Here is a 14,238-nt window from a genome sequence, read left to right on the forward strand (position 1 = left end):
GCATGAGTGACGCAAGCTACACTACCCAAGTAGAAAGCCCCGAGGCTTCGTTCGGCGATTATTTCGCCCTGCTGAAACCCCGTGTGATGTCACTGGTGGTATTCACCGCCTTGGTCGGCGTTCTGGTCGCACCTACGGCGCTCCATCCGTTCGAATCCTTTGCTGCTGTTTTGTTCATCGCTGTCGGCGCAGGCGCGTCGGGCGCGCTGAACATGTGGTACGATGCGGATATCGACCGCGTCATGAAGCGCACCGCGAAGCGTCCCGTGCCTGCTGGCAAGGTGACCGCACGCGAAGCATTGGCCATCGGCCTGTTCCTTTCGGTCCTATCCGTAGTGATGCTGGGCCTGACCGCGAACTGGATGGCTGCGGGCCTGCTGGCCTTTACGATCTTTTTCTACGCGGTGGTTTACACCATGTGGCTCAAACGCTCGACACCACAGAACATCGTGATCGGGGGCGCCGCTGGTGCGTTCCCTCCGATGATCGGCTGGGTTGTCGCGACCGGCTCAATTTCAATCGAAGCAGCGCTGATGTTTGGCCTGATCTTCATGTGGACGCCCCCCCATTTCTGGGCGCTGGCGCTTTTCATGAAGTCCGACTACCACCAAGCAAAGGTGCCGATGCTAACCGTAACCCACGGTCGCAAGGAAACCCGCCGCCACATCTGGTGGTACACAGTTGCACTGGCCCCTGTTGCTATCTGGACGGCACTTTCCTCTGTCGGTGGTCCAATGACGCTGGTGGTATTCACGGTTCTGAACGCGATCTTCCTAAAAGGCGCGTGGGACATCTGGCGCCGCGACGAAGCGACCTCCGAGGGCGACGAGTATGCCGTTGAGAAGAAAGTCTTCAAATTCTCGATCCTATACCTATTTGCGAACTTTGGGGTCCTCTTGGCAGAGGCCGCGCTAAAGCTCGTCGGTTTGGGAGGCTGGTAAGGCAATGGCATTTCACAAAGATCACGAACTGCACGAACGCCGCTCTGGCCGAAACTTCGGCCTTTTGGCTGTTTTGATCGGGCTTGTTGGCATCGTCTTTGGCCTGACCGTTGTTAAGGTCACAAACGGCGAATTCGCCGAAGCGTTTGACCATGTGTCACGTCCCGCAATTACGGTGGAGGATACGCAATGATCCTTAGCTGGTTCAGAGGGTTGTCAGACAATGGCCGCGTCGTCGCACAAACGACTGCGGTGGTTATCGGCATGGGCTCGCTCGGCTGGGCGTCAGTACCCTTGTACGATCTGTTTTGCCGCGTGACAGGCTATGGCGGGACAACCGCTATCTCGGACGGCTCCAACATCGAATTACTGGATCGCATGATCAACGTACGCTTCGATGCCTCCAAGGCGAGTGATATGCCGTGGGAGTTCAAGCCCGTCCAGCGCGAGATGGAAATCCGCATTGGTGAAACCGGCCTCGCCTTCTATGAGGCCTACAACCCAACCGACAAGCCCGTGGCCGGCACCGCCAGCTACAACGTGGCCCCCTTTGCCGCTGGCCTGTATTTTGCCAAGATCGAATGCTTCTGCTTTCAAGAGCAAGTTTTGATGCCCGGTGAGCGGATCACAATGCCCGTGACATTCTATGTGGACCCCGACATGGTCGACGACATAGAAGCCAAGAGCATTTCCGAAATTACCCTGTCCTACACGTTCCACGTGACGGACATGCCCGAAGAATTCGCCGGTGTGACGACGTTCACGCCGCAGACACAGACAAACTAAAAGAAGACCGGAGGGACACCCATGGCTGGTGCCAAAAATCACGACTATCACATCCTGCCACCCTCGGTGTGGCCCTTCGTGGGCTCTGTGGGCGGCTTCGTCATGCTATTCGGGGCAGTGCTTTGGATGCACGGCTCCGGCCCCTACCTGTTCGGCATGGGTTTTGTAGCGGTTCTGTTCACAATGTACGCATGGTGGGCTGACGTTATCCGCGAAAGCCACGCAGGCGACCACACACCCGTGGTTCAAATCGGCCTTCGCTATGGGTTTATCTTCTTTATCATGTCCGAAGTTATGTTCTTCGCCGCATGGTTCTGGAGCTTTTTCAAGCACACGATCTATCCGATGAACGAGTATGTAGGGTCCACCTACGTGCCGCCAGAGTTCTACCAGGTTGACCCCCTGCACCTGCCCCTGATCAACACGCTGATCTTGCTGCTGTCGGGTGCTGCGGTCACATGGGCACACCACGCACTGGTTCACGGCGGCCCACGCCGCGACGTTGAACATGGCCTGCTGGCTGCTGTTATCCTCGGCGTCGTATTCACGTTCTTCCAAGCCTACGAATACCGCTACCTGCTCGTCGACCAAGACTGGACATTCGGCGGCGACAAGTTCTTCGCCAACTTCTTCATGGCAACGGGCTTCCACGGTCTGCACGTCGTAATCGGGACGATCTTCCTATTCGTCTGCTATCTGCGCGTCCGTGCAGGTCACTTCACTGCCGAGCGTCACATCGGTTTTGAAGCCGCCGCATGGTACTGGCACTTTGTGGACGTTGTCTGGTTGTTCCTGTTCTTTGCGGTCTATATCTGGGGCCTCTAGGTCCGCCGCAACAACACGCAGCTTTTGCAGCGCGGGGGGAACCTCGCGCTGCTTTTCGTTGAAAGGGTGACATCCATGCGCTTTATCTTTCCTGTCCTGCTCGGCCTGATCGGCTGTGGTGTTCTGCTGTCGCTTGGGATGTGGCAGGTTGAACGCCTCGCGTGGAAAAACGCGATCCTCGCAGAGATCGACGCGCGCATCTTTGATGCCCCTGCCCCCCTGCCTGCTGCCCCCACGGAAGAGGCCGACAAGTACCTTGCCGTCACCGCCGCCGGCACGCTGACGGGTCCGGAAATACATGTGTTGGCGTCAGCCAAGGGCCTTGGCGCGGGCTACCGCGTGATCCAAGCGCTCGATCTGGACGGTCGCCGCATCATGGTCGATCTGGGGTTTCTCCCGCTTGAGCTAAAGGATGCCATGCGCGCAGACCGCGACGTCACGGTCACCGGCAACCTGCATTGGCCCAATGAGATCAATTCCTCAACCCCCGAAACCGACACCAACCGCGCCATTTGGTTTGCGCGCGATGTTCCCACCATGGCCGCACATCTTGGTGCAGAACCTACGCTGATTATTGCGCGCGAAACCACGCCGACGCAGCGCGCCCTTACCCCGTATCCCGTCGACAGCGGCACCATACCCAACGACCACCTCAGCTATGCCATCACGTGGTTCGGCCTTGCGGCTGTGTGGTTGGGGATGACACTCCTTTGGATGTGGCGTATGAGGCGGAAACCATGAAAAACAGGCCTGTGTGATGCGATATATCTCAACCCGCGGCAACGCCCCCGCTCTGAGCTTTGAAGACACGATGCTGACGGGCCTCGCCCGGGATGGCGGGCTGTACGTACCTGAGACAATCCCAACGCTGAGCCATGGTGATATCGCGGCGATGGCGGGCCTGTCCTATGAAGAAATCGCCTTCCGGGTCATGCGTCCCTTTGTGGGCGATACCTTTACGGATGAGGTTTTTGCGGACCTAATTGCCAAGGCCTATGCGGGTTTTGGCCATGATGCTCGCGCGCCACTGGTGCAACTGGCCCCGAACCATTTCCTGTTGGAACTGTTCCACGGGCCAACGCTGGCGTTCAAAGATTTCGCTATGCAGCTGATCGGTCAGATGTTCCAAGAGGCGCTGAGCCGCAGTGGCAAGCGCGTGACCATCGTTGGCGCGACCTCTGGCGACACTGGCTCTGCCGCGATTGAGGCATTCCGTGGCCTGTCGAATGTGGATGTGTTCATCCTCTATCCTCATGGACGTGTCTCTGAGGTGCAACGCCGCCAAATGACCACGCCGACCGAGGACAACGTCCACGCTCTCGCGCTGACGGGTGACTTTGATGATTGTCAGGCACGCCTGAAGGACATGTTCAACGACTTCGACTTCCGCGATGGCGTACGGTTGGCTGGCGTGAACTCCATCAACTGGGCGCGGGTTTTGGCGCAGGTCGTATACTATTTCTCATCCGCAGTGTCGCTTGGCGCACCACATCGCCCCATCAGCTTTACGGTGCCCACCGGGAACTTTGGCGACATCTTTGCCGGCTATATTGCCAAGCGTATGGGTCTGCCGGTCGAAAAACTGGTCGTCGCGACCAACCAAAACGACATCCTGCACCGGTGCCTAATGACCGGCGGCTATGTGACCGACAGTGTGATCCCCTCGATCAGCCCGTCGATGGACATTCAGGTGTCTTCCAACTTTGAGCGCGCGTTGTTCGATGCCTATGACCGTGATGGCGCGGCCGTCTCGCAATTGATGGCAGAGCTAAAGGCCGGGGGCTTCCATGTCTCCCAAGGTGCGCTGGAAACTTTGCGCGATATCTACGCCTCGGGCCGTGTGTCCGAGGAAGACACCTCTGCCATGATCACCGATGCCTTGGCGCGCACGGGCGAGGTTTTGTGCCCCCACTCTGCCATTGGGGTAAAGGTCGCCGAAGACCACCAAGGCGCTACGCCGATGGTCACGTTGGCGACTGCGCACCCTGCGAAATTCCCCGCCGCCGTCAAAGACGCGACCGGGCACCACCCCGCGCTGCCCCCCCGCATGGCCGATCTATTTGACCGGCCCGAACGCGTGACCCGCGTCGAGAATGATCTCACCGCCCTCGAAGAGTTGATCCGCGCCCGGATCAGCGTAGGAACCCATCAATGAGCACGCAAGTTCACCGCCTTTCCAACGGCTTTCGCGTTGTGACCGAATATATGCCGGGGCTGCAATCCGCTGCCGTTGGCATCTGGGTCAGCGCCGGGGGCCGCCATGAGCGGCTAGAGCAGAACGGCATCGCCCATTTTCTGGAGCATATGGCGTTCAAGGGCACGGCACGGCGCAGCGCGCTGCAAATTGCAGAAGAAATTGAGGACGTGGGTGGCTATATCAACGCCTACACTTCCCGTGAGGTGACAGCCTATTATGCCCGCGTTCTTAAGGACGACGTGCCATTGGCCGTTGACCTGATCTCGGACATCTTGCTGAACCCCACCTTTGACGACCGTGAGATCGAGGTTGAGCGCGGCGTGATCCTGCAAGAGATCGGCCAATCGCTCGATACACCCGACGACATTATCTTTGATTGGCTCCAAGAGGCCGCGTATCCCGAGCAACCGATTGGCCGCACGATCCTTGGCCCCTCCGAGCGGGTAAAGGCCTTTGGCCGCACAGACCTTTCGGGCTTTGTGAACGAACACTACGGCCCTGAACAAATGATCCTTTCAGCAGCCGGTGCCGTCGATCACGACGCATTGGTGCGACTGGCTGAGGCGACCTTTGGCCACCTGACGCCCGGTACGGCAGGGCTGGCCCAGCCCGCGCAGTTCAAAGGCGGTGCGTTCCAACAGGTCAAAACCTTGGAACAGGCGCACGTGGCCCTCGCGTTTGAACAACCCGGCTACCGCGACGATGAAATCTACACCGCACAGATTTATGCAGCGGCCTTGGGCGGCGGGATGTCATCGCGCCTATTCCAAGAGGCGCGCGAAAAACGCGGCCTGTGCTATACGATCTTTGCTCAAGTCGGCGCATTTAACGATAGCGGCATGATGACCGTCTATGCGGGCACCGGCGCTGAGGATGTAGCGGGCCTGACCCACCTCATCATTGATGAGCTAAAGCGCGCGGGCGATGATATCTCAGCCGTTGAGGTCGACCGCGCACGGGCACAAATGAAGGCTGGTATGCTGATGGGCCTCGAAAGCCCGTCTTCGCGCGCAGAGCGTTTGGCCCGTGTGGTTGCGATATGGGATCGGGTGCCCCCGCTTGAGGAATCAGTGGCCAAGATTGACGCCGTGGACGCCGCCGCTGTCCGCGCCCATGCCGCAGCACTTTGCGCCCAGGCCACCCCCGCGATCGCAAGCTATGGACCCGTCAGTGACATGCCCCACCGCGATACCCTCGTGGAGCGGCTGATCGCCTAATGCTGGGCCGCACGCGGAAAGTCAGGATAGAGACCGAGCGTATGACGCTCCGCCTGCCCGCGCACAGTGACTTTCGTGCGTGGACAGGCTTGCGCGCCCAGTCTGCCGACTTTCTACAACCGTGGGAACCCGCTTGGGCGGCCGATCATCTAACGCGCAAGGCGTTTACCAACCGCATCTATTGGGCGCAGCGGGCGTGGACAAACGGATCGGCCATGGCGCTGTTTCTAGAACGCCGCCAAGATGGTGCGCTGATGGGGGCCCTTACGCTGGACAATATCCGCCGGGGGCCCGCGCAATCAGGCACGCTGGGGTATTGGATTGGCGCGCCCTTTGCCCGCCAAGGTTATATGTCCGAGGCGATCAAGGCGACCGTGCACCATGCGTTTCATGCCCTCGATCTGAGCCGGATTGAGGCCGCGTGTTTGCCCGAAAACACCCCGTCGCGTGGGGTGCTGGAACACTGTGGGTTCAAATACGAGGGCGTCGCACAAAGCTATCTGCAGATCGCGAACCGTTGGCGCACCCATGTATTGTATGCCAACCTACGCCATGACCGACGGGGCCGCACGGACGCGGGCTAGAGACGCGCAATTGCCAGTGGGCAGCACTGCTCTATCTTTTCGGTTGGATAGAGGAGTGCCTTGATGCTGAGATTATTCGCGACCTGCCTATTGCTTGCCCTGCCGTTTGCCGCCGCTGCGCAAGACCGCAGGGCCAGTCATTGCATTGCCATCGCTGACGCAGCACCCGGGTTGGAGTACATCCAAAAGGCTGCCTACGGCTCCCCCCTGCCTGACGAATTCACCACCCGCATCCACTTTATCGATCATGCGATGTTCCTGATCGAAACCCACGGCGGACTGCGACTGGTCACGGACTATTCCGGATCTCTGGGGGCAACCCCGATGATCCCAGACGTGGTCACGATGAACCGCGCGCACACAACGCATTTCACCGACTTCCCAGATCCTGCAATCCCCCATGTACTGCGCGGTTGGTCCGAGACGCGCGGCATGCCCGCCAACCACCACCTTGATCTGGGCGAAATGCTGGTCCGCTCAGTCTCGACCGATATCCGCAATCGGTTTGACAACGGGCGGATTGAAAACGGCAACTCCGTCTTTGTGTTTGAGGTGGGCGGATTGTGCATCGGGCATTTGGGGCACCTGCACCATGAACCCAACGCCGCCCAATATGCCGCAATCGGACGCTTGGATGTGGTGATGGCCCCAATCGACGGCGGCTTTACCGTTCCACTCGAAACCATGACCGCGATTGTGGCCCGCTTGCGGTCATCACTGGTTATCCCGATGCATTGGTTCTCACTCTCGTCACTTGACCGTTTTCTCGAAGGCATGGCGGCGGAGGGCTTTGTGATTGAACGCGACGGCGCGCACAGCATGGAAGTCTCCTTGCGGAACCTACCCTCACAGCCCACAGTGCGCGTGCTGATGCCGCAATGGCTGAACACCCCAACAACCGACTAAATACACTGGCCTTCCCTAACGAGCTGCGTAGTTCCCCACACATGACCTTGCATCCCTTTGATACCGCCGAGGCTGCGTTGCACGCAGCCCTGCCCACCGCCTGTTTTCGTGACCTGACCCCCGCATACCTAGAGGAACCGCGTGGACGTTATGCCTCGGCGGGGGGGCTGCTGATTGCACCCAGCACCACAGACGAGGTCGCTACAGTCTTGCGCATTTGCAATGACGCACGCGTGGGCGTGGTGCCATATGGCGGCGGCACTGGGCTGGTGGGCGGACAAATGGCCCCAGACGGGCCGAAGCCAGTGATCCTATCGATGGAGCGTATGACAGCCATCCGCAGCATTGATCCTGATGGGTTCAATATGGTGGTTGAGGCCGGTGCCATCCTTGAGACCATCCAAAAGGCCGCCGCAGATGTGGATCGACTGTTTCCCTTGTCGCTGGCCTCTCAGGGGTCCGCACGGATTGGCGGCAACCTCGCGACCAACGCGGGCGGTGTGAACGTTCTGCGTTATGGCAACACCCGTGACCTTGTTCTGGGGATTGAGGCTGTCCTCCCCGACGGCACAATCCACCACGGGCTCTCGGCGCTGCGCAAAAATAACACAGGCTATGATCTGCGTCACCTTCTGATTGGCTCAGAGGGCACGCTGGGTATTATCACGGCGGCCACGCTCAAATTGGTCCCGCGCCCATCATCGCAGGCCACCGCGCTTTTGGCGGTGCCGGGCCCCAAGGCCGCGCTTGAGCTGCTTTCACTTGGACGGAAACACCTAGGCGAGGCGATTTCTGCCTTTGAATTGATGCACCGTATGGGATTGGATTTCCTCGCAGAGGTTGGTCCAGACGTGCGTGCCCCATTTGAGACCCCGCCCGAATGGATGGTCCTGATTGACGTCGGCACATCCGGCACGCTTGTAGCCCAAGACGCGCTTGAAGCCCTTTTTGCCGAGGCCTTTGAAGCCGGGCTGGTAAGCGATGGTGTGATTTCGCAGTCAGAAACCCAACGCGGCGCGTTTTGGGCTATTCGTGAACAAATACCTGAAGCCAATCGTCGGATCGGTTCGGTTTCGAGCCACGATATATCTGTGCCCATCGCGGCCATCCCCGGCTTTATCGCCGAGGCCCCGGGGCGGCTGGCTGAACTGGGAGATTGGCGGATCAATTGCTTTGGCCACCTTGGCGACGGCAACCTGCACTACAACGTTTTTCCGGTGCGCGGGAAATCCAGATCAGATCACGACAACCTTCGCCCCGCGATCAAGGCCTGCGTGCATGATCTTGTCCACGAAATGGGGGGATCAATCTCAGCGGAGCATGGGATTGGGCGCACAAAGGTTGCCGACCTAGAGCACTATGGCGATCCGGGCAAACTGGTGGCGATGCGCGCGATCAAGGCAGCCCTTGATCCGATAGGCATTATGAACCCCGGTGCCGTCCTGCCGACGCGTTAACACGCCCTAATGATGTGTATATGGCCCCGCCCAAAAACGACACGCTCCGCGGGGGGAACAGCGGAGCGTGTCTAGGATGGGGCAAGCAGCGGCAGTTGGGTGACTGCCACACGTAAACGTTAGCGCATTATTGGTTAACGAAGCGTTACCATTCCGGAAAAACAAGCGCCTTTGTGCACGTTTCAAATCCCGTCAAAATCGCAGATGGTGTGAACATCCATGCCCATTCCCTCAAGCAGTTTGCGGCCGCCAAGCTCTGGCAGATCAATCACAAAGGCGCAGGCAATGACCTGAGCACCCAGCTTTTCGATCAGGCTTATACCGGCCTTTGCGGTGCCACCGGTGGCCAAAAGATCATCCACAACGAGGACATGCGCACCGGGTTCCAACGCGTCTTGGTGGATTTCTACGGTGGCCGAGCCGTATTCCAGTTCATAATCCTGTGCATGTACGGCGCCAGGCAGTTTGCCCGCCTTGCGTACCGGCACGAAGCCCGTACCCAACTGGTGCGCCACGGCACCGCCAAGAATAAAGCCCCGCGCCTCTAGCCCGACTACGGCATCAATCCGCTCTCCCGCGTAGGGGGCCAGCAATTGATCCACCGCCAAACGCAACCCACGCGGATCAGCAAACAACGACGTGACATCGCGAAACAGAATGCCTTCGTGGGGGAAATCGGGGATCGTGCGGATATAATCGCGCACATGCTTATGGTTGGCCATGGAACGTGCCTTTCACGTAGGAGGATAATGCCGGCGGATGGCCATCGCATCCTGACCGCGCAACCGTGTACCCGAGTTGCTATCCTCAGAAAAAACTGAGCGACGATACACCGGTGAGCGGATATCCGTCATCAGGCCCAGCGCCTGAACAACTTCCTCTAGCACCACAGACGCAATTGCCCGCCGCGGGGTGTCCACTGACATGGAAATCACTGCTTGGTCAATCCAACTGTTGCGCGCACGGACCATGACTTGGCCCAAAGACAAAACGCGCCCCTCAAGGACAGGAACGCCGGTGTTTACCATCTCCTCGCCAGGGCGGGTATCGAGCACATGCAGTGCAATATCGGGGGGGATGGTGTCCGTGGGGGCCGCGACCTTTAGCTGTATCCCGCCACCCACTTTGTTGATTTCCGCGACCGCCTCCATCAACGCGCGGGTATAGATCCGCTCTTGCCACGGCGCGAGGGCGGGGGTCTTGGTCACAAAACCAACTCGAAGGGCGCTGCGTTTATCTTGCGGCCAATAGATCATCGGCTTGCTACAATCCGCACCGGGCGGGGCCGCACACGCCACCAGTCTGTAAAACGCATCATCACTCAGCAATGCGTCGGTTTGAATAAACTCCTGCGCGGCCGCTGGACACGTCAGCCAAACGAAGATTGCGGCCAACCAATGCCTCACAGTACGCGCCCCGCAACCGCATCCAGCTTGGCCAAAACCGCAGGGTCCCGTTTATCAGGGGCTGTCATAATGGCATGTTCCAGCGCGTGGTCGCAGCCGTGCGCACAGACATCCCGTGCACGCAACATCGCGGGCAGACGCGCCACAAGACCCCGAGCGTTGGCCGAATTCGCCCCCAGCGTAGCGATAATGTCGTTGATTTGCACGGCCCCGTGGTCGGGGTGCCAACTGTCAAAATCGGTGATCATCGCGACAGATGCATAGCACAACTCGGCCTCCCGCGCGAGTTTTGCCTCCGGCATGTTGGTCATCCCGATCACGTCCGCGCCCCAACTTTCGCGGTACATTTTGCTTTCGGCCACGGTGGAAAACTGCGGTCCCTCCATCGCGAGGTATGTCCCACCATCATGGCACGTCACGCCCTGTGCGCGGCCCGCCAACAAGCACGCTTCGCGCAGACGTTCGCAAATAGGATGTGCTACGGACACATGCGCCACACAGCCCGTCCCAAAGAACGACTTTTCCCGCGCAAACGTTCGGTCAATGAATTGATCTACCATGACAAAATCGCCCGGCGCCATGTTTTCGCGAAAGGACCCACAGGCCGATACGGCGATCACATCCGTAACACCCAGCCGCTTGAGCGCGTCGATATTGGCGCGGTACGGTACAGTGCTGGGCGAATGGACATGGCCCCGTCCGTGACGGGGCAAAAACACCATTTCAACCCCATCAAGCCGCCCTGTCAAAAGGGCATCAGACGGGGCACCCCACGGTGTTTCGACCGTGACCCACGCCGCATCCTCCAGCCCGTCGATGTCATAAACACCAGAGCCGCCGATAATGCCAATCTTTGCCTGTCCTACCATCTGGCAGCCTTTTTCATTGTCGAAAATCGCGTGGAACATCACCCAGAGCGGATCTTATTGCAACGCGTCCCTTGCGATACGGCCCAAAGGCCCCCTCAAAGGCCTAGGCTGCACCACGTCCATGGCGTTTGCGCACGCAAACGTTGTGTTTTTTGGGCGTTGTGTGTTAGGCGGGCACCAAGAGATCACTCCAGACTATCATCCCCATAGGTTTTCGCTCTATGTCACGCACCCTCTTGGCGGCGCTTGCGCCCCGTTTTGCAACACCCTCCGGCGGCACGCCCCTCACTCCGGCGCAGATTCGCACTGACCTTTTGTCGGGGCTCACCGTGGCGCTGGCACTGGTGCCCGAAGCCGTGGCATTCGCCTTTGTCGCAGGGGTTCACCCGCTCGTGGGCCTTTATGCGGCCTTCCTTGTTGGCCTGATCACAGCCGTGATCGGTGGCCGTCCGGGCATGATTTCGGGTGCAACGGGCGCCTTGGCGGTTGTCATGGTGGCATTGGTGGCACAACACGGTGTCGAATACCTGTTTGCGACTGTTGTTTTGATGGGTCTTTTGCAGATCACAGCCGGCGTTCTGCGCTGGGGTAAATATATTCGCATGGTGCCGCACCCGGTCATGCTGGGCTTTGTGAACGGCCTCGCGATCGTAATTTTCCTTGCGCAGTTGACCCAATTCAAAACCGCTGAGGGCAATTGGATGCCCGGCAACCAGATGGTTGTGATGCTGGGTCTTGTAGCGTTGACCATGGGAATCATCTACCTGATGCCGCGCCTAACCAAGGTGATCCCGGCCCCGCTGGCGGGTATCGGTATTGTTGCAGCTTTGGTGATTGGCCTCGGGATTGACGTACCACGTGTGGGCGATCTGGCTTCGATTGAGGGGGGCCTGCCGCAGTTCCACATCCCCATGGTGCCGCTGAATTTTGAAACGTTCCAAATCATCCTGCCCTATGCACTGATCCTTGCCGCAATTGGCCTGATTGAGAGCCTGCTGACCCTCAACCTTGTGGGTGAAATGACCGGCCAACGCGGTGGCGCCAGCCAAGAATGCGTCGCACAGGGTGTGGCCAACACAGTGACCGGCTTTTTCGGCGGCATGGGTGGTTGCGCGATGATCGGCCAATCCATGATCAACGTGAAATCCGGCGGTCGCACGCGGCTTGCGGGCATTGCCGCGGCCCTGTTTTTGTTAGCGTTTATCGTTGTGGCCTCTCCCGCGATTGAACAAATCCCACTCGCGGCCCTCGTGGGGGTGATGTTCATGGTGGTGATCGGGACATTCGCTTGGAACTCCCTCAAAATCCTACGCAAAGTGCCCCTGACAGACGCGGTCGTCATCCTTTTGGTGACGGTTGTGACGGTCCTGACTGACCTTGCTGTAGCGGTGATCGTGGGTGTAATCGTCTCGGCCCTCGCCTACGCATGGCAGAACGCCCGCCGTATCCACGCGACAACCTACGAAACCCCCGAAGGTGCCAAGGTGTACCAAGTTCAAGGGCCCTTGTTCTTTGGCTCGGCCACTGGGTTTGTTGAGATGTTCGACATCAAGAATGACCCCGGAATGGTTGTGGTCGACTTTGCGGGATCGCGCGTTGCGGACCAATCCGCGCTGGAGGCCATCGAAAACGTCGCTGCCAAGTATGAGGCCGCCGGAAAACGCATCCAGTTGCGCCACCTAACCCGCGATTGCCACGCGCTGCTGAATAAGGCCGGGCACCTGATGGTCGATAGCGATGACGACCCCGATTACGCCATCGCCGCAAACTATTCGGTACGGACCGGTATCTTGGGCGGTGGACATTAGACGCAGTTGACTCTACCCCCCGAGGCACCACATGTTGCGCGGCGCAAACACTTTTCGCGCCCTGATTAGGAGCCCTCATGCCCGTTGTTGTTGTTGAATCCCCGGCCAAAGCCAAGACAATCAACACGTATTTGGGCAAGGATTACACCGTCTTGGCCAGCTACGGCCACGTGCGGGACCTGCCGCCCAAGGATGGTTCGGTCCTGCCCGACGAGGGGTTTGAGATGCTGTGGGAGGTCGCCTCTGACAGCAAAAAGCACGTCAAAGCCATTGCTGACGCGCTGAAAGACGACAACGAACTGATCCTCGCGACCGACCCCGATCGCGAGGGCGAAGCGATCAGTTGGCACCTGCAAGAGGCCCTGACCAAGCGGAAGTCCATCAAGAAGGATACCAAGGTCAGCCGCGTTGTGTTCAACGCGATCACCAAAACCGCCGTCACCGAAGCAATGCAAAACCCACGCGAAGTGGACCAACCGTTGGTTGAGGCCTACCTTGCCCGCCGCGCCTTGGACTATTTGGTTGGGTTCAACCTGTCGCCCGTTTTGTGGCGCAAATTGCCCGGGTCCCGATCTGCGGGTCGAGTGCAATCCGTCTGCCTGCGTATCATCGTTGAGCGTGAGATGGAGATCGAGGTCTTTAAGCCTCAGGAATACTGGACCGTAAAGGCAGTGCTCGAAACACCGCGGGGCCAGACTTTTGAGGCACGCCTCACGTCATTTGCGGGCAAAAAGCTGGATAAATTCAGCCTCGGCAACAGCACCGATGCCGAAATGGCCGTGCAGGCCATCACCTCACGTGATCTGAGCATCCTGAGCGTCGAGGCCAAGCCCGGCACACGCAATCCCAGCCCACCCTTTATGACATCGACCCTGCAACAAGAAGCCAGCCGTAAGTTTGGCTTTGGCGCGCGACAGACGATGTCCACGGCTCAGCGTCTGTATGAAGCAGGCCTGATCACTTATATGCGGACAGATGGCATCGACATGGCCCCCGAGGCCGTGCACGCCGCACGCGACGCGATCAAGGACCGCTACGGTGCGGAATACGTGCCCAGCAGCCCGCGCATGTACAAGAACAAAGCCAAGAACGCCCAAGAGGCACACGAATGTATCCGCCCAACGGATATGACCCGGTCCGCAGATGAGATCAAAGTCTCGGAGCCGGATCAGCGCAAGCTGTATGACCTGATCTGGAAGCGGACACTGGCCAGCCAGATGGAAGCCGCCCGCTTTGAGCGCA

The 14,238-nt window shown here is 59.1% G+C and carries 15 protein-coding genes; 12 read left to right on the plus strand and 3 right to left on the minus strand.

Annotation, left to right across the window (positions count from 1 at the left end; all coding sequences use genetic code 11):
• The first annotated feature begins 2 nt into the window (after positions 1-2).
• The 10 genes from cyoE (at position 3) to AC4GMC_RS05915 (ending at position 8,913) form a co-directional block, all read left to right on the plus strand.
• Positions 3-941, plus strand: a complete 939-nt coding sequence (cyoE, locus tag AC4GMC_RS05870; protein WP_038004609.1) for a heme o synthase — start codon at positions 3-5, stop codon at positions 939-941.
• A 4-nt stretch (positions 942-945) separates the two neighbouring features.
• Positions 946-1,134, plus strand: a complete 189-nt coding sequence (locus AC4GMC_RS05875; protein ID WP_038004607.1) for a cytochrome c oxidase system small membrane protein — start codon at positions 946-948, stop codon at positions 1,132-1,134.
• Positions 1,131-1,727 (plus strand): cytochrome c oxidase assembly protein, encoded by a 597-nt coding sequence (locus AC4GMC_RS05880; protein ID WP_487878306.1) that lies wholly within the window; start codon positions 1,131-1,133, stop codon positions 1,725-1,727. The genes AC4GMC_RS05875 and AC4GMC_RS05880 overlap by 4 nt, the downstream gene beginning before the upstream one ends.
• 21 nt (positions 1,728-1,748) lie before the next feature.
• Positions 1,749-2,552, plus strand: a complete 804-nt coding sequence (locus AC4GMC_RS05885; RefSeq protein ID WP_487878307.1) for a cytochrome c oxidase subunit 3 — start codon at positions 1,749-1,751, stop codon at positions 2,550-2,552.
• Positions 2,553-2,627: 75 nt separating this feature from the next.
• Positions 2,628-3,293 (plus strand): SURF1 family protein, encoded by a 666-nt coding sequence (locus AC4GMC_RS05890; RefSeq protein WP_487878308.1) that lies wholly within the window; start codon positions 2,628-2,630, stop codon positions 3,291-3,293.
• 16 nt (positions 3,294-3,309) lie between these two features.
• Positions 3,310-4,707: a threonine synthase gene (thrC, locus tag AC4GMC_RS05895; protein WP_487879289.1), complete on the plus strand. Its 1,398-nt coding sequence runs from the start codon at positions 3,310-3,312 to the stop codon at positions 4,705-4,707.
• Positions 4,704-5,966, plus strand: a complete 1,263-nt coding sequence (locus AC4GMC_RS05900; protein WP_487878374.1) for a M16 family metallopeptidase — start codon at positions 4,704-4,706, stop codon at positions 5,964-5,966. Before thrC ends, AC4GMC_RS05900 begins: the two co-directional genes overlap by 4 nt.
• A complete protein-coding gene (locus tag AC4GMC_RS05905) occupies positions 5,966-6,550 on the plus strand; it encodes a GNAT family N-acetyltransferase (RefSeq protein WP_487878375.1) in 585 nt (194 codons plus the stop codon). The genes AC4GMC_RS05900 and AC4GMC_RS05905 overlap by 1 nt, the downstream gene beginning before the upstream one ends.
• Before the next feature lie 63 nt (positions 6,551-6,613).
• Positions 6,614-7,456: an MBL fold metallo-hydrolase gene (locus tag AC4GMC_RS05910; RefSeq protein ID WP_487878376.1), complete on the plus strand. Its 843-nt coding sequence runs from the start codon at positions 6,614-6,616 to the stop codon at positions 7,454-7,456.
• Positions 7,457-7,497: 41 nt separating this feature from the next.
• On the plus strand, positions 7,498-8,913 hold the full coding sequence (locus AC4GMC_RS05915) for an FAD-binding oxidoreductase (RefSeq protein WP_487878377.1): 1,416 nt from the start codon (positions 7,498-7,500) through the stop codon (positions 8,911-8,913).
• Between the two features lie 182 nt (positions 8,914-9,095).
• Here AC4GMC_RS05915 and AC4GMC_RS05920 read toward each other — a convergent pair whose 3' ends face one another.
• Genes AC4GMC_RS05920 through AC4GMC_RS05930 form a run of 3 tightly spaced genes read right to left on the minus strand, consistent with a single transcriptional unit; the run spans position 9,096 to position 11,188 of the window.
• On the minus strand, positions 9,096-9,635 hold the full coding sequence (locus AC4GMC_RS05920; protein ID WP_487878765.1) for an adenine phosphoribosyltransferase: 540 nt from the start codon (positions 9,633-9,635) through the stop codon (positions 9,096-9,098).
• 12 nt (positions 9,636-9,647) lie between these two features.
• A complete protein-coding gene (locus AC4GMC_RS05925; RefSeq protein ID WP_488047507.1) occupies positions 9,648-10,319 on the minus strand; it encodes a DUF2927 domain-containing protein in 672 nt (223 codons plus the stop codon).
• On the minus strand, positions 10,316-11,188 hold the full coding sequence (locus AC4GMC_RS05930) for an S-methyl-5'-thioadenosine phosphorylase (RefSeq protein WP_487879287.1): 873 nt from the start codon (positions 11,186-11,188) through the stop codon (positions 10,316-10,318). Before AC4GMC_RS05930 ends, AC4GMC_RS05925 begins: the two co-directional genes overlap by 4 nt.
• 221 nt (positions 11,189-11,409) lie before the next feature.
• Between AC4GMC_RS05930 and AC4GMC_RS05935 the strand changes: the two genes are divergently transcribed.
• Entirely contained in the window at positions 11,410-12,996 is a 1,587-nt protein-coding gene (locus tag AC4GMC_RS05935) for a SulP family inorganic anion transporter (protein WP_487878053.1), read from the plus strand.
• Between the two features lie 77 nt (positions 12,997-13,073).
• Positions 13,074-14,238: type I DNA topoisomerase (topA, locus tag AC4GMC_RS05940; RefSeq protein WP_490391439.1), on the plus strand; the 1,165-nt coding region annotated here is incomplete at its 3' end.

The organism is Thalassobacter sp. (assembly GCF_982993085.1).

Coding starts and splice junctions, on each gene's coding strand:
- AC4GMC_RS05905 (WP_487878375.1), top strand. CDS start 5,966: ATGCTGGGCCGCACGCGGAAAGTCAGGATAGAGACCGAGCGTATGACG.
- AC4GMC_RS05920 (WP_487878765.1), bottom strand. CDS start 9,635: ATGGCCAACCATAAGCATGTGCGCGATTATATCCGCACGATCCCCGAT.
- AC4GMC_RS05915 (WP_487878377.1), top strand. CDS start 7,498: ATGACCTTGCATCCCTTTGATACCGCCGAGGCTGCGTTGCACGCAGCC.
- AC4GMC_RS05875 (WP_038004607.1), top strand. CDS start 946: ATGGCATTTCACAAAGATCACGAACTGCACGAACGCCGCTCTGGCCGA.
- AC4GMC_RS05935 (WP_487878053.1), top strand. CDS start 11,410: ATGTCACGCACCCTCTTGGCGGCGCTTGCGCCCCGTTTTGCAACACCC.
- thrC (WP_487879289.1), top strand. CDS start 3,310: ATGCGATATATCTCAACCCGCGGCAACGCCCCCGCTCTGAGCTTTGAA.
- AC4GMC_RS05910 (WP_487878376.1), top strand. CDS start 6,614: ATGCTGAGATTATTCGCGACCTGCCTATTGCTTGCCCTGCCGTTTGCC.
- AC4GMC_RS05900 (WP_487878374.1), top strand. CDS start 4,704: ATGAGCACGCAAGTTCACCGCCTTTCCAACGGCTTTCGCGTTGTGACC.
- AC4GMC_RS05930 (WP_487879287.1), bottom strand. CDS start 11,188: ATGGTAGGACAGGCAAAGATTGGCATTATCGGCGGCTCTGGTGTTTAT.
- AC4GMC_RS05890 (WP_487878308.1), top strand. CDS start 2,628: ATGCGCTTTATCTTTCCTGTCCTGCTCGGCCTGATCGGCTGTGGTGTT.
- cyoE (WP_038004609.1), top strand. CDS start 3: ATGAGTGACGCAAGCTACACTACCCAAGTAGAAAGCCCCGAGGCTTCG.
- AC4GMC_RS05885 (WP_487878307.1), top strand. CDS start 1,749: ATGGCTGGTGCCAAAAATCACGACTATCACATCCTGCCACCCTCGGTG.
- AC4GMC_RS05880 (WP_487878306.1), top strand. CDS start 1,131: ATGATCCTTAGCTGGTTCAGAGGGTTGTCAGACAATGGCCGCGTCGTC.